A 22,951-nucleotide genomic window follows, 5' to 3' on the forward strand; every position below is an offset into this window, starting at 1 on the left:
GTTATTTTTCCATGAAACAGAAATCTCTCCCTTCCTTCAAAAAATCCGATCTTTCCTCCGGGAAGTTAGCCGAAATCATGGCCGATCGGATGTTGTCAAAACAATCCGATCGAGATCTTTTCTGGAAAACGTTTGAATCAAAAAAGAAAAAAGCTCCTGCAAACTTTTTGGATCAATTTGAAAAACTCTACGGTTTCCAGCCGCCGGCGGAAGTTTTAGAATGGGAGAATCTGCGGTTTGCATACGAGCAGATTATGTACAACGTGAGCGATATTTGGAATATGATCGATCACGAAGGTGGCCTTCAGATCGACGAAGAATCCGAAGAAGAAGACTACGATCCTGATTATCGCGCCGTTTCCTTTCAGAAATTCCTTTTAAAAAAATCACAGAGCGTTGAAGAACAAGTGAATTCTATTCTTGGATCTTACCAAGGGCTGATGTTTTTATTGACCGGTGTTGCGGACTTCGGATCGGACGGAGGTGGAGATAGTTGTTGGGTGAATTTATTTCCACATACGGAAGGTTCCGCAGAAGTACATCGATACAATCATGAAGTCGGAGAATTGGAAGGTGAACCTTTTTTTTCCATCAGTCATTTTATCGCCTCCAATTGGTCTTCGGAGGAAGACGATTACGACGACTATGATGAGGACGAAGAAGAAGATTCTCCGGAAGAAAGAATCGAATCCGTTTTGGACGAGAAAGTTTTCAAACAATACGAGACGGAAGCGCAGAAGAAGTATGATAAACGGCCTTTTTACACAAAATCCTTGGATCTTTTTGAAAGATCGTCTTGGCTTTTAGGGCATTCCTACGGAGATCCTGCTTATGCTTTCGCCCAAAAAATGGCTTCTGCGCCGAAGTTCAAGGACTGGGAAGCTGAAAAGAAATTTTTAGAAAAGTCCCATTCTCTCGCAGCCTATTGGATTCTCGCTCATTACTTTATGAAAAACGAGAAGGCTTGTAGAGAAGCCTGTACGATCGCTAAAAAACTTCCCGGTAAAATTCTTCCTGGAATCGCGAAAGCCGTCTTATTGTTGTTAGACGGCAAATCGGATTCTCTGGGACGTGTGAAAGGGAAAAAATTACAGGAACTAAGAGAACAAACATTCAAAAACTGTGATATTTCACAAATCGAGCCCGAGAACAAAAAACTTTTGGAAGAAGTTACGGGTTTATCCGGAAAGAAAAAAATCGCGACCGGAGATTTGAAAAAAAGAATCCAGAACGGAGAAGATCCGCTCTCTTTGATGGAAGAATTTCCGGAAGACGTGGAGACTCACGATTTTCTTTTAAAAGAAATCGGAAAAAAAGATCCGAAATTTTCGAAAACGGTGGAACAGTATTTTAAGGAAAGAACGGATTCCACTTATAACGAGTGGCCTTATAAAAAGGAAGATCTGGATTTGCGTCTTTCCCTTCCTGTTTCCGCGGCGTTTCGACAAGGATTGAATTACGACGTTGAAAACAAAAAAGCCTATGCCGGAATCATAAAAACGTTAGGCAAGTTTGACGATCAGAACGCGATGAACGCGTTTCGAGACGCGGTTCGAAAATTAAAACAAGACGATAAACGTCTGGAGGAAGTCGTAGGTTGTTTGTTGGAAAGCGAACACGAGGAGGCACTTTCAATCTGGACGGAGGCCGCCTGGAAATTCTTTGAAACCCTGGATGGGGCTTTGGAGAAAAAGAAAAAGGTGCAGGACGAAGGCCCGAATCTAAATAATATTTTTACGGTATTCAGTTATCTGCAACAAGCATTGAACGAACGTCTGTTAGTCGGAGACGAAGAATCCGGTAAGTTGGCCAATAAGGTGCTTACTTACAGAAAAAACCTGAGTATTTTTGGAATCGCTCTCGGATATGCGTTCGCAGTTTCCGCAAAACTGGGATTTAAGGAGAATTTGGAATATATCCGGATCTATTTAGAGATGGGATCCCAGATAAAGGGAAGCGGAAGAGACGCCTATCTCGAGTTTAATCAAATCGTAAATCTTTCCGAAGGTTCGATCGCTTGGGCGGTTTTGGATCCCGAAAGCGCAAAACCCGGGTTAAAAGATCTTTTTGAAAAAGCTGAAAAAAATCCTAGTCCTGGTATTTCGATCGATCTGATCGCTTGTTATCTCTCCGGTCTATTGATGTTGGAACCGAACCGGGAAGAATGGATTCAAGTGGCTCATAGAATATTAGGAAATCGTGGAGAAGAATACAGAGCTTACGGTCCGATCCGCGCAGCGGGAAAGGCTAAGATTCAGGAATTAAAAAACCATCTCTATTACCACGTTTACGCGGATCCGAATCCGATGGTCGACTACACTTGGACCTACTTGGAACAGGCAGCAAGACACTCTTGGATTCAAATCGGAGACAAAGAGCTTCCGGAATTTGACGACGACGATGAATACGCAAATCGTCTCGCTAAAAATCCGAAAGAACTACCCGCCGCGATTTTAAAACCTGAACGATACAGTATTCAACATGTGTTTCAAAATATTAGAGAAAAGAAATACGTGGATCCGAGCGTCGTCAAAATCGGCGGACCTTGGTTGGAAGAATCGCTCCGATATTCCGGAGACGAATACAGATACGGCGGAAACTATGATCGCTGGGAAGCCATGAAGGCGCTTTTTATCCAGGGAGAATCCGCGGTTCCGGTTTATGCAAGAATATTAGATCTTCCTTATGCTGGATCGGATTGGAAACTATACTGTCTTCAATTTATGAGGTTTATCGAGAAAGAGGCAAAAAAATGGGCTCAAGTTTTAGAGATGAACGAAGAGTCCATTCTAACGATCGTAAATTCGAATTCGGCCGAATGGGCGGCTTGGGGCGATCTGCTGGCCGCAAAATTGTTTCTTCTGAAAGAAAAGAATTCTTTCGAGACGATCCTAAAATTGATCAAAAAAAGATTGAGTTACGCGGATCCTCACAGTTACACTTCTTCGTCCACGGAAGAAGCGCTTGCTTCGAGACTGCCCTCGATTCTTCCCTGGTTTGGAAGAGAAGGTGACAATGCTCTTGAGAGTTTATGGAAAGAGTCTAAAAAAGAATCCGAAGCCCGATACATTTTAGATTCGGCGGCGAAAAAAAATCCCGAGATCGTTCTAAGCGAACTTCCGGAATTGGGCGAGGAAGGAATCGAACTCGAACAAAGAATCAACGGAGGAGAATACGGTCCGAGATTTTGGATTCATTTGGGTTCCAAGGAAGTTAAATTCGGGATCGAAGATTTTCACCTCCATAGTATTTTGGAAAATTCGAAAGCAGAGTCGAAATTGGATTCTTCCTTACTCAAAAAAGATTCTCAAAAAACTCTCTCCGGAATTTGGAAGATGGCTCAGATTTTGGGATATAAGGTCGCAAAGAAAAAAGTTAAGAAAAAGCGCTGAAACGGAGTTAGGCGCCATAACCGCTGTGGCATTCTGCATTGGGTCACGCATTACGGCGGGCAAACTATAACCTTAATCGAACCCTTTGGAGAACAACAGATGATCGTAGAAGTACAGGTAACAATCAACGCCCCTATTACAAAAGTCTGGGCCACAATGACTAATATCGAGAACACGGCTGGGATCATCAGTGGGATCCAGAGGATCGAGGTGGTTGAACGACCCGCAGGCGGACTCGTAGGCTTTAAGTGGCGAGAGACACGTATGCTTTTTGGGAAACCGGCCACGATAGAAAAGTGGATCACGGAGGCAAAGGAAAATGTGTTTTACACGACGCGGGCAGAAGATGGTGGTTTCGTGTTCCTTACTACACATCTCATCTCAATGGGCAGCGCTGGTATCACATTGAAAGGTATTCATCAGACTCTACCGCAAGGATTTGCTGCGCGGCTGAAAGCGTTGCCATTGGTCTTATTCAAGACTACAATCAAGAAGGCGATTATGCAAGATCTCAATGATATCAAGTCAGCCGTTGAACATCCGTAAATAACAAATAATGCCCAAGTTTCGATTGCTTCCAACGTAAGGTCGGCCTTCGGCACATTTGCTTTGTCACTCGGTTTGCGGGACGTTCGCTAAGGCTCACTCAAGCCTCGTTAAAATCCTTCCGCGTGTTTGGCGCGCTCCAGAACCGCAAACGTCGAGAAACCTGTGTCGTTAGGCGACTCCGAGAGTTTTTGGGCTCGGAGTTCCGACCTCACATTGGAAAAAGCCGGATTTTTCGAGAAAACACCTTTGAAAAGAGGGAGTTCCTACTTTCAAAGGCTGGTTCAGCGGGGCGATTCTCGCGGAAGAGGCGAAAAACTCCGGAGTTCCGACCCAAAAATCCACAGTCGGATCCGAAACTCTTGAAAAAACCCCTCAAAAGTAGGAACTCACACATTTTTCCTTTTCTCGGCCTTTCTAATCTCTTACACTGGTGGAATCCCCGGAGGTTCCATGATTCAGAACAACTATTTTTCGGACACTCAAGATATCCAGGATCACTTTGAACACATTCTTCCCTGGACCGAAATCATCCTCGATTACGAAAATGAATTTTCCGACATTTCAGACGGAGGTCCGACCAACCCTTCGGAAGCGAAAGAATATTATAAAACGGTTTTACAAACGGTGGGCGATCTTGCCGGAAACATTCTTTCACCACACGTCGCAGAATTGGATCGAGAAGGATTGGGATTCAAAGACGGAAAGGTAGAATTTCCTCCGAAGATGTTGGAATTGGTCGCGAAAGTGGTCGACGCCGGGGTTCAAGCCTACGGATTTTCCAGAAAATACGGAGGACTCGGAATTCCCTGGACTGTGAAATCATTTATTTCCGAAATTTTTTATCGGGTAGACGCGTCACTCGCCATTGCGATCGGATGTGTGAACCTCGCGGAAATTTTGGAACGTCACGCCTCGAAGGAAATGAAAGACGAATGGATTCCACGTTTGGCCGCTGGAGAATTTGTCTGCGCGATGGGACTTACCGAACCCGATCACGGATCCGATCTTCCCAACCTTCGTACCAAAGCCACAAAGGATCAGAACGGCAATTGGGTCTTGAACGGAACCAAACGTTTTATCACACATGGTTGCGGATTTGGAGAAACACCCGCGATTCTTCTTACATTGGCTCGATCGGGAGAAGTAGGTTCCGGCGCACGAGGACTTTCTTTTTTTCTCGTCCAGAGCACGGACGTTCAAATCGCAGGAATCGAAAACAAACTCGGACTCCACTGTTCTCCGACTTGTGAAGTTGTTTTTGAGAATTCTCCCGGACTTCTCATTGGAGAAGAGGGATACGGTCTCATAAAGTATACGATGGGGATGTTGAACGGAGCGAGAATGGGAATCGCACAACAATCCACAGGACTTGCCACCGCGGCATATTACGAGGCTCTAAAATACTCCAAGGAAAGAATTCAATTCGGAAAACCCTTGATTGAAATTCCCGCAGTCAAAAAAATAATCGATCGCCTGGAAAGAGAAACGTTAGCGATGCGTTGTCTGACTTTGGAAGGATCGAGGGTGATGGATCGTTATTACTGGCGCGCGCTTCGATTGGAAAAAAAGGGAGCCTCCGAAAAAGAAGCCAAGAACGATACCGTGGTCCGTTATTGGGAAAAGATCGCGAACGTTCTTACGCCGATCAGCAAGTTCTACTGTTCCGAGTCTTGTCTAAAAGTCGTGAGCGACGCGCTTCAGGTTCACGGTGGAGCAGGTTATACGGAAGACTACGACATCGCGAGAATCTATCGAGATGCAAGAATCACTACGATTTACGACGGGACTTCCCAGATACAGATCAACGCGAGTATCGGTGGAATCACCTCCGGTCTTACTCATACGTTCGGCGAATATCTAACCGAACTCGTCAACCAGCTCGATTCGTCTCTGGTACATAAATTGTTTCACGGATTTCAGGAGCTAGTTTCTCTCTACAAGGATCTTCCCGGAAGAGAAGACAAAGACACTTACGCGGAAGAGGTAGTAATGACTTGTTCTCGTCTTCTTGCCGGAATTCTTCTGGAACTTTCCTGTCGTAGAATTCCGGAAGAAAGAAAACAAATACGTCTTAAACACGCACGGGATTATCATTTGGATACCCTTTCCATTTTAGAAGGAAATCTCGCGAAGTTAAAGGAAGTCAGCGGCGTCCCAGCCTAAACAAAAATAAAAAACCGCTTTCCGGGTTCAAAAGAAAGAATCCGAGAGCGGTCTTAAATCTAAGAATCTTTCTTGGGTTCTAAAATGTTCAATTCAATTCTTCTTGCGTTCTAAATGATTGACAAAAGTTCAATTTTGGAAAAATTGGATTTATTATGAGCTTTTGATTCCGCCTCAAATCATAGAATATTCCGATTCTCGAATATTCTAATTTCATTTCAAACAAGACAACACGAATAGCCGCATTTAGCGGAGGTTTTTCTATGACAAAATCAAATCCGAATTCTTTCGGACCGGACCCTTCGACTCTTCATCCCTTTCCTCAATATCCGAGGATCGGTTTTCTAAAAAACTTCATCCGATCCCCGTCGATCAAAGTGGGCGACTACACGTATTATGACGATCCAAATGGAGTTGAAAATTTCGAAACGGAAAATGTTCTCTACCATTACGACTTCCGTGGAGATCGACTGATCATCGGAAAGTTCTGCGCGCTTGCAACCGGCGTAAAATTTATCATGAACGGCGCCAATCATAAGATGAACGCGTTCTCCACTTACCCGTTTGCGATTTTTGGAAACGGATGGGAAGTCTCGCTGCCAAAGATGGAAGATCTTACTAACAAAGGAGATACGATCGTTGGAAACGACGTTTGGATCGGAACAAATTCGGTGATTCTTCCCGGCGTAAAAATCGGAGACGGGGTTATCGTGGGCGCGTATTCCATCGTGGCTCGAGACGTTCCTCCGTATTCGATCGTCGCCGGAAATCCTGCGGCAGTTATTCGAGAACGATTTTCGAAAGACCAAACGGAAACGCTTCTGAAGTTAAAATGGTGGGGCTGGAGTCCCGAGAAAATTACGAATTCCCTTGGGTTTCTTACAACTCTCGATTTTGAAAAGCTGGAGGACTTCGCTTAACAAAAAAAGTTCTTTTTAAGGGAGAATTTCTATTCTCCCTTTTTCTGAATACAAGACTTGTTCTTTTTATCAAAGGGATTCTTAACAATCTCCGAATTTGTGATCCATTGTTTTCCGGTCTTGGAACAGTAATAAAGAACCGCTCCGGATCGATCGTGATACCCGATGACTTGTTGAAAGAGAATTACGAGTTCCGAATAGAACTCTCGTTTGATTTTAGAATCTCTCGTTTTCCCCAGTTCTCTCACGATCGGAAGCGCCTTCTTGAAAATTTCGGAATCTTTTTCTTTTTCACCGCCTTTTTCGAGAAGAATTTCCAATGCTTCCGTAACAACTTCGCCGTCTTTTTCCAGTTCGATCCGATCCGTAAGTTTAGAAAATTCCTCCAAAACGAAGGTTGCCTTTCCCTTGTGTGCAAGTAAAGATCCGAAGGAAAGAAAGATCGCCGTCGTCGCGGTAATTTTAAAAATTCTAAATTTGAGATTCATATTGGAAATCATAAACGATACGATGGAAAATCGAAAACCAAAATTAAATTTTAATTCTTATTATTCGGATCGAAAAATAATTCACGTTTTTGTAAAATTGTCCCCACTTGGATTTTGAAGATCTTCTCTTACGGAGAATATCCCTCAAGGTAGAACGTAAATTGGGGGAAGATGTTCTTCCAAATTCAAGAAATAAGGGAAATTGAATATGAAATACGATTTAGCTTTGATAACGGGCGCGTCCGGCGGCTTGGGGACGGAATTTTGCAACCAGCTTGCGGCAAACGGAAGTAATTTAGTTCTTACCGATTTATCTTCGGGTTCGCTCAAGAGTCTCCAAAATGAATTGGAGAAAAAATACGGGATCGAAGTTCATACGATTCCTGCGGATCTATCAGTTTCGGAAGGTCGTGAAAAAATCGTTTCTTACTTAATGAAAAAGAAATTAAAACCGGATCTATTGATCAATAACGCGGGACTCGGTTATATAGGCGACTTTGCGAATGAACCGGAATCCAGTTTTCTCACTACGATTAGGGTCAACGTCGAAGCGTTAAGCGCTATGACTCGAAAACTTCTTCCGATCATGATAACAAACGGTAAGGGAAGAATTCTTAACTTAGCCTCTACCGCTTCGTTTCAACCGGTTCCTTATTTTACGATCTATGCCGCGAGTAAGGTTTTCGTTTTGTATTTTACGGACGGATTGAGTTACGAACTCAAAGGAACCGGAGTGAGCGTACACGCCGTTTCTCCGGGGCCGATTCGAACTCCTTTTTTTGGGAAAGCATTTCCCAAAGGTTTTAAATCGCCGGATTTATTTTGGCTGACTCCGACAAAGGTTGTAACGACCGCGCTTGCCGGAATGGACCGCGGAAAAACGATCATCGTGGTCGGTTGGGTCAATCGGATTCAACAGATTTTGACTTCCATTTTACCTCGGAGAATGGCGGCTTGGATCGGATCGATCGTTTTCTCCATAGGAAAAAAAAGAGAAAATTAGAATTTTAGAATATTCTTCTAAACTCCGTTGCTCGCAGTGAGAAGGATCGGTTCCCGGTCTGTGACTACGATTGTATGTTCCTGTTGAGCGACGTAACTTCCGTCCCTCGTGACGAGCGTCCATCCGTCCGAGGTTTCCATCGCAATTTCCGATTTTGTCGAAATAAAAGTTTCTATTGCGAGGACCATTCCGGATTTTAATTTTTGAGAATATCTTTTGTCTTCATAACAAGGAATATATTTCGGCGCCTCGTGAAGGCTTCCACCGGTTCCATGTCCCATTAAATTTTTGATGACGGTAAATCCGTAAGACTTTGCTTCTTCGTGAATCGCTCTTCCGATGTCGCTGATTCGATTTCCCGCCTTAGCCTGTGAAACTCCTTTATAAAGGGAGGTTCGAGAACAATCCACCAAGGAGCTTAGAATCGGATGAGCCTGTCCTAAGATAAAAGAACTTCCGTTGTCGCCGAAGTATCCTCCTAACTCCGCCGAGACGTCGATGTTGATCAAATCTCCGTCTTTTAAAATCTTTTTGGACGAAGGAATTCCGTGCGCGATTTCACGATTCACGCTGATACAGGTAGCGCCGGGGAAATTGTATGTGATTGCTGGAGCCGATCTGGCTCCGTAACTTTTCAGAAGATTTAGCCCGAAATCGTCCAGCTCTTTGGTGGACATGCCCGATTTCGCGAAAGCTTTCATCTCTTTTAGGACGAGTCCAACGATTTTTCCGATCCTTTTCAGACCGATCAGGTCATTTTCTGTTTCAATGGACATATAACTTTCTCCGATTCTATTTTTTTTACTCGAATTTGGAAGTCAATGGATTACTCATGTGCCTGTCATAGGAAAAGGGATCCTTTGCAGATTATCATTTGAAAAATTGTAATTCTTTCGGGTTAGTCCGATTCGGATTCGTCCTTTTTTTTTCCTACATTTAAGAATCATTCCAAACCTTTCGTCACTTAATTCTAAATTATAAAAGAATAGAAGCAAATGCCTCCTGAATCACCTAACATATTGAACCACATTCAGCCGATCGAATACGACAAGGGTAAGGTTATTTTCCGTCAGGGAGATCCTTCCAAAAATCAGATGTTTTTTATTTCTAAGGGTTCCGTCGTTTTATCCGAAACCGTTGACGGCAAAGAGCGCGCCATTTGTCGCATTAACGAAAATAATTTTTTCGGAGAAATGGCTTTGCTAACCGGCGGAAAAAGAACCGCTTCGGCGATCTCCGCGGTGGACGGTGTACGTTTGATTTCCTTGGACAGTAGCATTATCGAAAACATGATTCAAAAAAATCCGAAGTTTATGTTTCGAATGCTCCTAACGGCCGCTAGTCGACATTATAGGGAAGAATTGAACTTTTCAAAATTGGAATATCTTGTTAAAATCGATCCTTCCAATTTAGAGTTTGCGGACGATTATGAGAATTGTAGAATTCATAATCTTGGAGTGATCAGCAGAATTTACGGACATCTGAGCAGTTATTTTCCACCCGGTAAGTTTCTGTTTCGCTCCGGCGAGCCGGCTTCCGAAAAACTTTGGTTTGTTCTTCAGGGAAAATTAGTACTTTGTAAAGTGGCCAAGGACGGTTCTGAATCGGAAGTTCGAGACTATCATCCCGGAGATTTATTGGATTTGTCTTCGCTCATCGGTTCTAAACCGAGAGTATTTGCGGTAAAAGCGGTGGATGATACCGCCGTGGTAACTTCGATCGATCGAAATTTATTGTATCGAGTTCTAACCTTGAATCCAAAATTATTCTTCAACGTGTTTAAGACGATCGTTTACGATTTTACAATTCTAAATCATTGTTTTAAGATGAGTAGAATTGGAGAGACAAGTATTTCCAATGGAGTTGTCCACGTTCCGGAAACTGAAGAAGTCGGAGGCGAGAACGGGGAAGGGCTCGATCACCTTGCAGAACAAGCTTCAACCGCAGTATGCGAAGACGCGGCCGCGTCCCCTGAATCAAACTCCCAACCGGAAACTGCCGGAGCTCGGAACAAAGAAAACTCTTAAGGTCTAAATCCGAAAAAGAGTTCTTCGGAAGGAAGAGTTTTGCGCTCCGTTAAAATGAAGGTATTGATTTTTCCCTTTCCTTTGATCTCTACGTCCTCTCTTTTTTCCATCGCAAATTCTTCCGAAATCAAATTTGCGGTAGAATGAGTCACTTGGATTTGGCCGCTCAAACCGTGAGACTCCATTCTACTCGCTATGTTCACCGCATCGCCCCAAATATCATAGATAAACTTTTTGGTTCCGATCACACCGGCCACGACAGGTCCGGTATTGATCCCGATCCTCATATCAAGTTTTATATTGCCTTCCTTAATTCTAAATCGTTTGAGCATATCCATCATTTCCCAAGCCATATGAGCGATTGCTAATGTATGATCTTTTCTCGGTTGTGGAAGACCGCCTACTACCATATAGGCGTCACCTATCGTTTTGATCTTTTCAAGGCCGTATTTTTCGGCCATAAGATCGAACGCGGAGAATACCTTGTTCAGGATACGGACCACTTTTTCCGGATGAAACTTTCCGGCGATTTCGGTAAAACCCACGATGTCGGCGAATAGGATGCTCGCTTCGCTAAAACTTTGAGCAATGACGGAACTGTCTTTTTTGAGTTTATCGGCGATGGACTTTGGAAGGACGTTTAATAATAGTTTTTCAGCCCTTTCCTGCTCCTTTTGGACTTTGGCATAAGCCTTTGCGAGTTCCTTTCTCGCCTTTTCATTTTCGTTCAAAGTGATTCTAACGGTGCCAAGGACTTGATTGTATCGATCAGCGATTTGTCCTACTTCGGTAAAGGGTTCTACAGGAACATTATAACTAAGATCACCCGTTTTTTTCTGATGTTCCATGACAAGAAATAGATCGATCAATTCCGTAGTAGCGCGGTGTTCTGAAATATTCAATCCTTGGTATTCTTCCTCAGGATCGACTCTCAATTTGAAAAAGCGATTGATCGTATAAAAAAACAGATAGGAAGTTCCGAAAACAAAGGCGCCGATCGTAACGATTCCCAAAAGTTGAATTTGGATCTGCTGCCATCGGGTTAAACCGGAATTTAGAATCTGAAGATTTCCGAAAATTCCCACACAGAGCGTTCCGAAAATTCCCATTCCAAGATGGACCGGAACCGCGCCGACGGCGTCGTCAATTTTAAATTTTTCTAATGTATCTTCGATTGGGGATACGAGAATTCCCGCAAGAATTCCGATCAATCCGGCTTCCATCGCGTTGACGACGTTTGCACAGGCCGTGATAGCTACGAGACCTCCTAACGATCCGTTTAAAGGAAGAACCGCATCCGGATAACCTTTTCGAAACCAACCTACGAACAAACCCGAAAACATCGCGGCGCCGGATGCGAGAACCGTATTTAAAAGTACGGTTGGAACGTGTTTATCAAAGGCAAGAGTACTTCCTCCGTTAAAGCCGAACCATCCAACCCAAAGAATGATTCCGCCTAACATTGCTAAGGGGAGATTGCTTCCCGTAACTTTACGCGGAGGTTCCCCATCCACGAATCTTCCGGTTCTTGGACCGACTACGAGCAAAAATGCGAGTGCGACCCAACCGCCGACGCTATGAACTACGGATGATCCCGCAAAATCCCTAAATCCTAAAACCGAAAGCCAACCGTGTGTTTCGGATTGGTAGAGTCCGGCCCAAACCCAATGTCCCGCGATAGGATAGATAAAACCCGATATTAGAATAGTTGAAATGATATAAGAAACGAACTTGAGTCTTTCTGCAATGGCGCCTGAAACTATGGTGGCCGCAGTTCCGCAGAATACCAATTGAAAGAGAAAGAACGCTGGGCTCCATATATCGTCCGGAGGAAATACGGGAAGGAACCAGGAAGTTCCGAAAATTCCTTTCCAAGACTGACCGAACATCAGACCGAAGCCGAGAAACCAAAAAAGAACGGTGGCGATTCCGAAGTCCGCTATGTTTTTGATCGCGACGTTGATGGAATTTTTTGCTCTTGTCAGACCGGATTCTAAAATTAAGAATCCGCCTTGCATCAAAAGGACAAGTCCGGAACAGAGTAAGATCCACAAAACGTCGGTTAGAGATTTTTCAGTCGAGCCCATAAACATTAAATGCATGCATATTTCCTGTAAAATTGAATCCCAAATTTCTACTACATCAGATTTTTCCCGAGTTCGTCGTCTCTAAGATATATAAAAACGAACCTGATTCGATCGAGCGTTTTGAAATATCGAAAAGATAACTTAGGGGACAGTCTTTTTATTTTTATAATCGGTCCGTTATGTTTCCATTTCTAAGATTAATCCTTATATGGAACAAAATGATTCTTCCCTTGGAATAAGAAACGGATCATCATAACGTTGTAAAACGATTTATTAGAATTCTTTCGAGAATCATAGTCACCCGTTTGAGGGAGAACGACTATGATCAAAATTGAATACACTTTTTAATGCGAAGACCGTAATTGATACAATTTGCAGATTCTTTGAATAAAATGTCTACTTCTTCGGCAGAATTAAGAAGATTCTTCCGGCGGTTTGAATTCTTCCGGATTGTTCTTCCGCCTTTTTTCCGGTTCCTAAAAAGTAATCCAGTCGTCCGTGTCCCGTTATCTTCGATCCACGGTCGTGAACGAAAACGAGTCGATTCTCCTCGTTGACGACGGAAGACTCAAAAGAAATCAACGCGGGTATACCTAACGGGATGTTCGGGTCCATCGCGACCGATCTTTTGGGAATGAGTTCGATCCCTCCGCTTCCCCTCGGAGCGGAGGATTCTTTTTGAAAGAATACATAACGAGGATTTTTTAAGATCGCCGCCTTGACTTCTTGCGGATGGTCGACAATACATTCTCTGAGATCCGATGGGATCAAACTTTGACAAACACCGTTCAGCGATTCGGCGGGGCTGATATATCTATGTCCGTTATCGGAAGAATACGTTATACGAAATGGATTTCGATTCGGAATTTGAACGACTGCGGAACCTTCCAGTTGTGCGAGATGGAGGTCGACGATTTTGACGTATACGATCGGTTTGGTTTTGGATTTCCAAAAAGAAGGATCTTCCATTTGGGTTCTGCTCTCATAAGGGCTGAATTTTCCGTCGATAATTTTTCCAACGACCCTTTCCGCGTTTTGTTTTTTTACGACTAAGTCGGAAGGCGTTTGTAAGATCGGATGAACAAAGTCTCCTTCAGCTCGTTCTCTTCCTTCTATGATAACTTCGTAATATCCGGTAATCTTTCCTTTGTTGGGATCGGAAGTTTCCAGAAGAAAAAACGATTTTTGAAATTCGATTCTTCTTTTTTCCGAATCTTTTTGTTTTAGAATATTTCTTAGTTTTTCCAAAGCGGTCAAAAACTCTTTTCTATCGTAAGAATTTTTGTAGAGCTTCGTTTTCCATTCCACGGGCAATCTTTCAAAGTATGACTTTGATTCTCGAAAGGCGCGTTCTAAGTTTTCTAAGTCCTCGGCTTCGCGGATAGTCGGCGTTTTTTTTACGCGTATAAATCCGGATTCTTCCAATTCCTTTGCATAAAATCCCGTAAAATTTGTTAGAAAGAATATGCAGAAAAAGAGAAGTACTCGCATCTTTAAATAGATTCCGGAAAGAGCATCAGCCTGTACTCCGACGGCGTCATCCCGGTAAATAATTTAAAGGATTTTTCCATCTCTCTTGCGGAAATAAAACCCGATCTTCTGGCGATGTCCAAAGGTTTTAGATCCTTTCTCGTTTTTAAAAGATGTTTAGCTTCTTCTACTCGATATTGGTTCGTATAACTTTCAAAAGACTGCAGTTTAGAAGATTCTTGAATAAACTGTTCGAGGTCAAGAGGTGTTATTCTTAAAATGCTCGCCAAGTCGTCCTTGGTCAGTTCCGGATTCTTAAAAATTCTTTCTACTTTGAATAAATGATCGATGCTGAACTGAAGGGAAGGGGTTTTGTTTTTCGATTCCGGATTCGTTAGACGATCTGGTTTTCTTAATTTTTCCTGCAGCTGTTGGATATCATAGGCTCGACTCAGAGTTTTTCTTCTTACGAACTTTTCTCGATCCGATAAGCTGATCATTACCACGATATAAATCGTCGGAAGTGCAAGAACATACGCGTGAACGGTATATTCGTTGTATTGAAACACATCGAGGTAGTAGAGCAACGTAACCATCACACTTCCTACGATCGGGATCATACAGAGTGTGATTTTTCTCGCCGGCTTAAAGGAACGAAAAACCAAAACGGTGCTAACGATGATTAAACTGCACGCAACGATATAAGTCCATGCGAATATCCTAACCGCAAGCGGACGATAAGGAAGAAAGGAAGTATAAACCGCTAAAAACAAAACGGCAAAAGATCCTACAAATAACATTCTTTGGAAGAATCTCGGAAGAGAAGAGGGTAAAAGAAATTGATACATAAAATGTACGGAACATGCAAGAGCGAGTAACGCGAAAAGAGGCGGAGTGATATTTTGAAACTCCGGGAACATAGGCCAGAGATATTTATATCCGCTTGCAAAACAGGCCCAACCCTCGAGAGATACAAAAATCAGAAACCCGACGGTATTCAAATAGATCGAATCCAAAGTCTGACGATAAACGAATACCGTGAGCAAGGAAATAAAAAGACTAAGAACCAACATAAAAAGTATGATAAGATTTCTATAATAACTTCCTTTTTCGTATTCCAATCCGGATTCCAAAATTAATGGAAAATTGATAATCGAGGAAGTTTGAATCCAGAGATAATAAATATTCTCCGCATTTTTATCCTCCAAAGGTTCTAAGTGAAAGACCGGATAGTAATCGTCGACGGCTCTTTCCGAGTAAGGGAATCGGTCTCCGGAAATTTGAACCGAGGATTTGGAAAAGACCGCCGCGGCATCCAAAGTAACTTGGGGAACTCTTAGAAAACATCTCGATCTGGGATATTCTTTGATGTTGAATCGAACCCAAACGGCTTCTTTGACAAATCCGAATTTTATAAACGGCTTTTTAAGTTCCGAATACGGGAGATCGGTTTTGGGTTTTGTAGGAACCGAGTTGGAAGGATTCGGATCCGTGGCAAACTCGATTTTCCCGAATTCACAGATTTCAGTTTGAGGATTCGAATAAAGAAGGTTAGGCGAAACGAGACTTAAAAATATAAAAAGGAAAACTAAACGAGTTTCCATCATGTTTTTTGATTTTGTTAAACGGCAGAACATTCTAATAAATTTGTATTTATTTAAAGTTCTAAGAAGATTGGAAACGTTTAAAAACCGAGGTTAGTCCGCGTTTTCTATACATTCGTCTAAGCCGAGAACCTAAGCGGTCTTATATTATCAAGAGCTTGAATTTCAGTCAAGAGTTCCAAATAATTTCCCCGACTTTTTCTACCTTCCTGAAAATCAAAATTCAAAATGGAAAAGACCTAACACAAAACACGAAAGAATCATAATTTTCGTTAATCCGATTTCGATTAAGCGAAGTGTTCAATTTGTCGAGCCTTCGGCCCTTTTTTAGACTGAAAAAAAAACTGATTTCCACAACGAATTCGGCGCTTCCGCCGGACGAAAATTTTATCGTCCTTAAGTATAAAACTCTTGACTATCTACCTACTGGTAGGTAGGTTTGTTTTAAGATGAAACCCGCCGGAGACACAAGCGAAAAGATAGTCAATCTCGCCAGGGATTATTTTCAGAGTGTTGGATTTCAGTCCTTCAGCTTTCAAAACATAGCTGATGATTTGGGGATTAAGAAGTCTAGTATTCACTATCATTACTCTTCGAAGGAAGAGTTGGGTTTGGAACTTCTTGAAATCTTTTTCAAGGATTTTGAAGAATATACTGAAAATCTTAAGGAAAGACCTCCGAGAGTCCGTTTGTTCGGATTGTTTAAACTCTACGAAGCTTATACCGGAGAGAATGATAAGATCTGTCCTTTCGGCGTTGTAGGAAGCGAATATCACGTTCTTACACAACCGATCAGGGATAAGTCTCTGGTCTTACACAATCAACATCGCGATTTTCTAATTCAAACTTTAAACGACGGCGTTAAGGACGGATCCTTTGTGCTTCCGTTACATTCTAAGGAAACCGCCGATCTATTTATGTCTGCGATCCAAGGTGCGATGCAAATTGCAAGGATTCGAAAAGATAAGGATTACTTCCCTAAAATAATCAAAAGTCTCAAATCGATGATTCAAATTAAGGAGCATAAAAATGCCGGCCACTGATACGATTTCAAAAGTTAGCGAAGAACTCAATAGAATGTCTGAAAAAATGGCAAAAGAATACGGTATTAGCCTCGAGGTTCCGCCGAAATCTTTTAAAGAAATGAAGGGAGAATTTTTAGAAATAGAATCGAAAAGAATTTTAGTTCGTTTTCCGTATGACGCTCGTTTTGCGAATCCAATCGGAATGTTTCAGGGCGGAATGCTTTGTACGGCTTTAGACAACACGTTCGGGCCGCTTTCGTATATCACCGCGAAAAAACCCTGCGTTACCACTGATCTTTCGACTCAATTCTTCCGGTCGTTCGCACCTCAAGACGAATATATCGAAATTGAAGCGAGAGTTGTCGCGAAGTCGCCAGCGATGTTGACTATGCTCGCCGAAGTCCGTAATCCGAAAAATAAACTCATCGCGACTTCCACTACGAGTATGTTGATTTTACAGGATTCTATGCTAAAAAGAATGAGCGGTAGACAAGGCCAGGAAGAATAGAATTTTTCCTTATCGAAAAATCTTTTCCCCGTTTTTTTTGCCGTCGCGGTTAAATCGGGGAAGAGATAAAAGATTCTTCTCATTAAATTTCCATCCGTCGAATCCTTTTTATTTCCCGTCTGGAAGACTGATAAACAAAGGAAAAAATGAATTTCGATTTTGTTTCTCGAAAATGCAAGTTTCAAAAGCCGCGTTCAAACGTTAGTTGCAATCGATTTGACCGCAATTATCCCTTTCTTCCTCGGTTTCCAAGGTTACGTGTGCGATTTGAAGTCCTTTTAAAATGGTTCTTGCTTCGGTTTTGATGATTCTTCGTCGTTCCGAAGAAAGATCGTTTTTCAAAACGAGATGTGCGGTCAGCGCGTTTTCCGTAGTGCTCAAAGACCAAATATGAACATGATGAATATTTAATACTCCGTCGATCGATTTGAGTTGTTTCTCTACCGTTTCGGAATGAATCGTGTCCGGCGTCGAATCCAAACTCAAACGAAGGCTTTCCTTAAAAAGCGGAATGTTTCCATACAAAATAAACAAAGCGACGAGGAGACCGGCAACTGGATCGATCCAATAAATTCCCTTCCACTGAATCAACAAACCCGAGACGATCACCCCCAAGGAAACCATTCCATCCGCGAGCAAATGAAGATACGCGCCTTTTAGATTTAAGTCGCCGTCCTTACTTTTGTGAAATAAAAACGAAGTGGAAAAGTTTACGACAACCCCGACGAGAGCAACGATTGCGATCATACCGCCGGAGACCGGACTCGGATTGGAAAGTTTTTCAATCGATTCGTAGACGATAAAAGCAAAGGTTCCAAAAAGAAGAATCGAGTTGAGAAGGCTGACTAAGATCGAAGACTTTTTCAAACCATAAGTAAAACCGGGAGAAGGCGCCCTTTGCTGAAGTTTGATCGCAATCCACGCGAGAAAAAGAGAACTCACGTCCATCAAGTTGTGTCCCGCGTCCGACAACAAAGCAAGGGAGCCGGACCACAACCCGATTCCTGCTTCGACCGCGGCGTATAAAAGATTGAAGGTCATCGCGATCATCAGCGCTCTGCTCGAGTTTTGATGATGATCACCATGATTATGCGAGTGATCGTGAGAATGATTATGCGAGTGATGATGACCCATGTTTATTTCCAAGTTGAGTTAGAGTTCTGTTCCCAGATTAGAGGTTCCACCGGTATGTAAATAGAAAAAATATTCTGTTGTTGAGAATGGATTCTCTAATGGAATTCTATGAGGACGTTTTTCCTTGAAGGTTGTTTTTATTAGACTTTTCTAAAAGAGATTTTGGATGTTTGAAATTGATTTCCTATTATCGAAAGAATCGTATTTTATGAAATCGTTGGATTCTATTTCGGATTTAAGTTTTCAAATAGGCGATTCAAAGGGGGTGGATTTTCGGCTTTTCCTTTTGAAACTCGCGGCGCCGAGGATTTCTTCCAGCTTAAAAATTCTTTCCGCGTTGTTCAGGCCCTTGTAAGCGCGAATCAGGTTTCTCAGATTTCGAACGTTTTTTGGATCTCGGATTCGCAAACGTTCTCCGACGTCCACGGACTGATGGATCTCCCCCGCTTTTCTCAACATCCGCGACGTATATCCTAACATTAGATCGTCTGAAGGTGTCGCTTTCAAATACTCGTGAGCACAGTAAGAGGCTTTGTCGTATTCTCTTATACGAAAGTAAGCGATGCTAAGTTCTTTTAGCGCCGCCGGATGAGCCTGTCTTCCTTCTCTGATTTCGGTAAAAAATTTATCCAACGACTTCTTATCTTTTTTGGCGAATTTGATTTTTACTCGTTTGGGAACGGTTCCGTTCCATTCGATTCTCATGATGGAGAGATCGTCGGTAAGAACACCTTCTCTTTCGAGTTGTGAATCGATTCTTTTCAGATCTCCTTTGGATTCTTCTACGATGCGAAGAATTCTTGTCTCATCGTAGTTCATATTTTTTTTTCCGTCGATGTTCTCCAAAAGAATATCGTCTCTTCCATCGGATCCGTTAAAAAGGACGTCCCCCGGTAGGAATTGAAACGTTTGAACCGAAAGTGTTCCTTCCACGAGTTGTGATCCGAGTTTTCTGTAAAAAATATTCTCACCCAAAAAAGAAGCGATTCCGTCGCGATAGAGAATGGAATACGGATGTTCGGCGTTCATGTAGTATGTAAAACCCGTGTCGTCCTCGATGACTCCTAAAACGATAGAAACCAACATGGAACCCTCGAAACTTTCGAAAACTCTATGCAATTCTATGAATGCGTTTTTTAACCATCTTTCCGGATAAAGATCTTTCATAAACGCGCTAAAGCGGGTCCTTTCGATAATCGATTTGAATACGGCGCCCAAGACTAAAGCCCCGCCGGCGCCTTGCATCGATTTTCCCATCGCGTCCGCGTTGAAAAATACGGTGAGTTTTCTTCCCTTGAGAACTATACTTTCGGTCTTACAAAGATCTCCTCCGATTTCGTTTCGGAGATTCTTAAATTGAAACTGTTTCTTCTGTTTGATAAAAAATTCTATCTTAACATTTTCGCTTTCCGCGTTGTTTTGTCCGAGAGGATTGATGAGCAAGGAAGTGAGAAAGTAATCTCCGTCCTGTTGATCTTTGAGCTTGCTCATTTTATCCAGAGTTTCCGTGAGTTCCCGAGTTCTTTCCTCCACTCTTTGTTCCAGATTTGTGTTGAGTTCTTCGGTCTTTGCATGAAGTTCGCTAAATCTTTCAGCGAGAACGGTAGCGATTCCCATCACATAAAAGAAGAATCCGTATTTACTAAAAGCAAAACCAGTGTTGAAAAACAAAGAATCCAAAACGTCGAAAATCGCCGTAAACGTAATGATTACGGTGCCTAAGAACAATCTTTTTGCCGCCGGAAGTTTAAGTCTTACACCCTTGATCAGAACGTAAAAGTTTACCGGGACTGCGTAAAAAATTGCGCCCATTTGCCAAACCCTCAGCAAATATTCGGAGATATACATCGGAGTAAAAAGGGTAGGAATTACGAGAATGGCGTTGAAGATCGAATAATAACGGATGAGAGAAATCGTCTTTCCATAAAAAAGCTGACTCATAAACGTAAAATAACTCGAGATACAAATATACAAGCCGATCAATTCGATCCTTTGTATCAGCGTAGAATCGATTTGGTTTTCAAAGACCGCGGACGACCTCGTATAAATATACAATCCGAGTGAAAGTGCGAAAAGGCCGAACGAAAAATTATGCCTTTCTTTTTTCCGTTTGAGAAAGAGAAAAAAATGATAGAGTCCGGTGGTGATATAAATTCCGATCAGAATCAGTGCGATTCGGTCCTGTTCCTTGTATATTAATTCTTTATAATATCCGATTTCGTATCCGGACGTCAGATAAAATCCGGTATGATCGTATTTCGGATCTCCGGAGATTTTTACGAGTAAACGGTTTCCTTTTTGTTTAAGAATTTCCCGGTCAATTTCATAAACCTGGCCTCGTACGGTTCTATGGAAGATCACCTTCCGATCGGAAATTTCGCCTTCCTTTGCTATAATTTTTCCGTTGATGTAAATTTCGAAGGTTTCTCCGATTTCTCCGAATCGAATTCCCGGTTCCAAAGGACTTTCTAAAAATCGACTCGGTAGATCGAACTCCGTATAAAAGGTAAACGTACGAAGAGAGGAATTGTGAGAATAGAATTTGTTTACCCAGATCGGAAACGTTTGAACATTCTTCCATTCGGAGGACGGAACTACGTTTTCATTCAAAAAACGATCTTCAAATCGATCTATTATTTTCCAGTCCTTCGCCACACAATGTTCTTCCGCGTCGCAATCCTTTACGAGAGGAATCGAATTTTGCGAAAACAGGGTTGTTTGAAAGGAAAGGATCAGGACGAGGATATATGCGAAAATTCTAAATTGATGATTCATTTTTTTATCGAGAAGATTCTTCCGTTGGAGCCGCTAAAACCGAAACTTTGGATCAACGGTTCTAACGTTTTGTTATCGGAATTGTTTCGGTTTTCAATCCTGGATGGAAACCGATAAAGACCCTGGGGAGAATGAAATGGAACTTCGCATTTACAAGCATATTTTTTACCGGAAAACATTCCGCTTACTTTTGAGATAAACGGCGTTTCCGCTTTTTGGCCCGATTACTGAATTCCTTTGATTCTTCATTTTCAAAGTCCCGGCGGTAGTCTATTTTTTTAAAAAATGTCAGGAAAGAGGTCAATGGAGTAAACTATTGTTGCAATTGTTGTCAAAAGATGCATTTATTGTCGATTTATGTTTGGGAAGAAATTGACTAAATCGATCTTTATCGTTCTTTTATTGTTATGTCACAACCTCGGTGCGTATCAGGAGGATGGTCATTTTTATACGGTTCAAACCGTATTAAATAATTTTCATACTCCTTCTCCGCTCACCAGGGATGAGACGGCTCTCGTCGCTTTCTGCGCGCAACTTCCGGACGAAGTTCCGGAGTTGGACGCGATCGGCGTTTATAGAAAGTTGGCGATCGATTATCCGTTTCAATATCTACTTTGGGTTTTTACCGATCGGGGTTCTCGTTATACGCTCGGTCGAATGGCCGAAGTCCAGCAACTTCTGCACGGCTTAACCGGCGGGAACAGCGAACACCTCAGAAATGTCGCACTTGTAGTTCTCGATCGGCTGAGAAACGAACTTACTTCTAAAAAAGAAAAACAACCCGAAAAACTCTGCGCTTTAGGATTTGCCTTTCATCTTTTAGGGGATTCATTCGCACATCGTAAATTATATAATTCTAATAAGATGTATCCGACGGGAAGGGGACACGCCTCCGATATGACTCTTCCGGATCATCCGGTTCACAGCGACAACAGGGTGACGGAATGGGAAAACTATGCAAAAGGAATTCCGAATCTTTTCCGTTCTCAACTAAAAGAAATTATCGTAAAAGACGATTTTCCAAAAGTAAGGGAACTTACCGGGAACGACAATCCTTGGCATTGTATTTTCGGAACGAAGTGCGAAGATAATATGAGAAAGATCTTATTGAATCGTTTGAAAATATCGAACTCCTTTCCTAAATATGATCCTTTGCAAAAGGAAAGATATCAAGCTAACAACTGTCAGGAATACGTTCAGAAGGTTGTGGAGTTGAGAGATATTCCGATTACTCCAAACTGTGAAAAATCCTGGAAGGCATATAAAACCGTTTCTTTGGAAGTCTGGAAAGCTCTCGGTTACTTTCAGAACGAAGATTCCCGAAAACAAATCGAACTCTATAACGGAGATGACTTATGGTAGAAGCGGTAAACGAGGAGAGCCCTCGAAAAAAAAGAAAACGTAAAGTAAAACGCAATTCGATCTGGGGAGAAATCCTCATCGTTTTCGCCGGTCTGCCGATTTTGATCGTTTGGGTCACGTTACGCACGTTTGTTTGCTGGGGGAACCTCGGCTTTTTCGGTGAACTTTTTTGCAGAGTATCCGGGTTTATAAAACCGATTCTTTTGATTTCAACTCTCGCCCTTTTAGTGATTACGATCTTTGATCTTCATAAGCTCGGGGACGAATTGGAAGAACTGCCGAAATGGGCTTGGAAACGAAGTTATAAAGGATTTCGCTCTTTGGACGGCTGGGAAAAGTTCCATTTAGTATTCTCCTTTGTCTCTTTTTTGGGGGCTCTGATCATCGGAATTTATCTTTTGCATCGATTTGAATTTAGTTTATTTTAATATATCAATATAATTA

At 42.3% G+C, this 22,951-nt stretch carries 17 protein-coding genes; 10 read left to right on the forward strand and 7 right to left on the reverse strand.

The annotated features are described in order from the left end of the window. Positions 1-11: 11 nt before the first annotated feature. From JWG44_RS11485 to JWG44_RS11500, 4 genes are all read left to right on the forward strand, one after another. Positions 12-3,392: a hypothetical protein gene (locus JWG44_RS11485; protein WP_205275090.1), complete on the forward strand. Its 3,381-nt coding sequence runs from the start codon at positions 12-14 to the stop codon at positions 3,390-3,392. A gap of 99 nt (positions 3,393-3,491) precedes the next feature. After that, the gene (locus JWG44_RS11490) at positions 3,492-3,938 is read left to right on the forward strand and encodes an SRPBCC family protein (RefSeq protein ID WP_205275091.1); all 447 of its coding nucleotides are present in this window, start codon (positions 3,492-3,494) and stop codon (positions 3,936-3,938) included. 453 nt (positions 3,939-4,391) lie between these two features. After that, positions 4,392-6,104 (forward strand): acyl-CoA dehydrogenase family protein, encoded by a 1,713-nt coding sequence (locus JWG44_RS11495; protein ID WP_205275092.1) that lies wholly within the window; start codon positions 4,392-4,394, stop codon positions 6,102-6,104. Between the two features lie 263 nt (positions 6,105-6,367). After that, entirely contained in the window at positions 6,368-7,024 is a 657-nt protein-coding gene (locus JWG44_RS11500; protein ID WP_205275093.1) for a CatB-related O-acetyltransferase, read from the forward strand. Between the two features lie 29 nt (positions 7,025-7,053). Here the strand turns inward: JWG44_RS11500 and JWG44_RS11505 are convergent, their stop codons facing one another. Then, positions 7,054-7,512, reverse strand: a complete 459-nt coding sequence (locus JWG44_RS11505; protein ID WP_205275294.1) for a hypothetical protein — start codon at positions 7,510-7,512, stop codon at positions 7,054-7,056. 208 nt (positions 7,513-7,720) lie between these two features. Here JWG44_RS11505 and JWG44_RS11510 point away from each other — a divergent pair, with 208 nt between their 5' ends. Next, entirely contained in the window at positions 7,721-8,515 is a 795-nt protein-coding gene (locus tag JWG44_RS11510) for an SDR family NAD(P)-dependent oxidoreductase (protein WP_205275094.1), read from the forward strand. A 17-nt stretch (positions 8,516-8,532) separates the two neighbouring features. Here the strand turns inward: JWG44_RS11510 and map are convergent, their stop codons facing one another. Continuing rightward, on the reverse strand, positions 8,533-9,291 hold the full coding sequence (map, locus tag JWG44_RS11515) for a type I methionyl aminopeptidase (RefSeq protein ID WP_205275095.1): 759 nt from the start codon (positions 9,289-9,291) through the stop codon (positions 8,533-8,535). A gap of 219 nt (positions 9,292-9,510) precedes the next feature. On the opposite strand from map, the gene JWG44_RS11520 reads away from it, so the two are divergent. Next, positions 9,511-10,542, forward strand: coding sequence for a cyclic nucleotide-binding domain-containing protein (locus tag JWG44_RS11520; RefSeq protein WP_205275096.1), 1,032 nt, complete (start codon positions 9,511-9,513; stop codon positions 10,540-10,542). On the opposite strand, the gene amt is transcribed toward JWG44_RS11520, so the two are convergent. The 3 genes from amt to JWG44_RS11535 form a co-directional block, all read right to left on the reverse strand. Next, the gene (amt, locus tag JWG44_RS11525; protein WP_205275097.1) at positions 10,539-12,644 is read right to left on the reverse strand and encodes an ammonium transporter; all 2,106 of its coding nucleotides are present in this window, start codon (positions 12,642-12,644) and stop codon (positions 10,539-10,541) included. The two genes, JWG44_RS11520 and amt, sit on opposite strands and share 4 nt — an antisense overlap. A 381-nt stretch (positions 12,645-13,025) precedes the next feature. Continuing rightward, positions 13,026-14,120, reverse strand: coding sequence for an MltA domain-containing protein (locus tag JWG44_RS11530; RefSeq protein ID WP_205275098.1), 1,095 nt, complete (start codon positions 14,118-14,120; stop codon positions 13,026-13,028). 2 nt (positions 14,121-14,122) lie between these two features. Continuing rightward, positions 14,123-15,736 carry a 7TM diverse intracellular signaling domain-containing protein gene (locus JWG44_RS11535; protein WP_205275099.1) on the reverse strand — a complete coding sequence of 538 codons (1,614 nt, stop codon included), beginning with the start codon at positions 15,734-15,736 and terminating at the stop codon, positions 14,123-14,125. 416 nt (positions 15,737-16,152) lie between these two features. Between JWG44_RS11535 and JWG44_RS11540 the strand changes: the two genes are divergently transcribed. Together JWG44_RS11540 and JWG44_RS11545 are read left to right on the forward strand one after the other, a co-directional pair. Next, complete coding sequence (locus JWG44_RS11540; protein WP_205275100.1) at positions 16,153-16,746, forward strand: TetR/AcrR family transcriptional regulator; 594 nt, start codon at positions 16,153-16,155, stop codon at positions 16,744-16,746. Beyond that, a complete protein-coding gene (locus tag JWG44_RS11545) occupies positions 16,733-17,236 on the forward strand; it encodes a PaaI family thioesterase (RefSeq protein WP_205275101.1) in 504 nt (167 codons plus the stop codon). The genes JWG44_RS11540 and JWG44_RS11545 overlap by 14 nt, the downstream gene beginning before the upstream one ends. A 201-nt stretch (positions 17,237-17,437) precedes the next feature. Here JWG44_RS11545 and JWG44_RS11550 read toward each other — a convergent pair whose 3' ends face one another. Beyond that, positions 17,438-18,370, reverse strand: coding sequence for a cation diffusion facilitator family transporter (locus JWG44_RS11550; RefSeq protein WP_205275102.1), 933 nt, complete (start codon positions 18,368-18,370; stop codon positions 17,438-17,440). Between the two features lie 243 nt (positions 18,371-18,613). Further along, on the reverse strand, positions 18,614-21,145 hold the full coding sequence (locus JWG44_RS11555; RefSeq protein WP_205275103.1) for a SpoIIE family protein phosphatase: 2,532 nt from the start codon (positions 21,143-21,145) through the stop codon (positions 18,614-18,616). Positions 21,146-21,502: 357 nt separating this feature from the next. On the opposite strand from JWG44_RS11555, the gene JWG44_RS11560 reads away from it, so the two are divergent. Then, positions 21,503-22,507 carry a hypothetical protein gene (locus JWG44_RS11560; RefSeq protein ID WP_205275104.1) on the forward strand — a complete coding sequence of 335 codons (1,005 nt, stop codon included), beginning with the start codon at positions 21,503-21,505 and terminating at the stop codon, positions 22,505-22,507. Next, on the forward strand, positions 22,501-22,935 hold the full coding sequence (locus tag JWG44_RS11565; RefSeq protein ID WP_205275105.1) for a hypothetical protein: 435 nt from the start codon (positions 22,501-22,503) through the stop codon (positions 22,933-22,935). The genes JWG44_RS11560 and JWG44_RS11565 overlap by 7 nt, the downstream gene beginning before the upstream one ends. Positions 22,936-22,951: the final 16 nt, after the last annotated feature.

The organism is Leptospira ainazelensis, from assembly GCF_016918785.1.
Taxonomy (GTDB): domain Bacteria; phylum Spirochaetota; class Leptospiria; order Leptospirales; family Leptospiraceae; genus Leptospira; species Leptospira ainazelensis.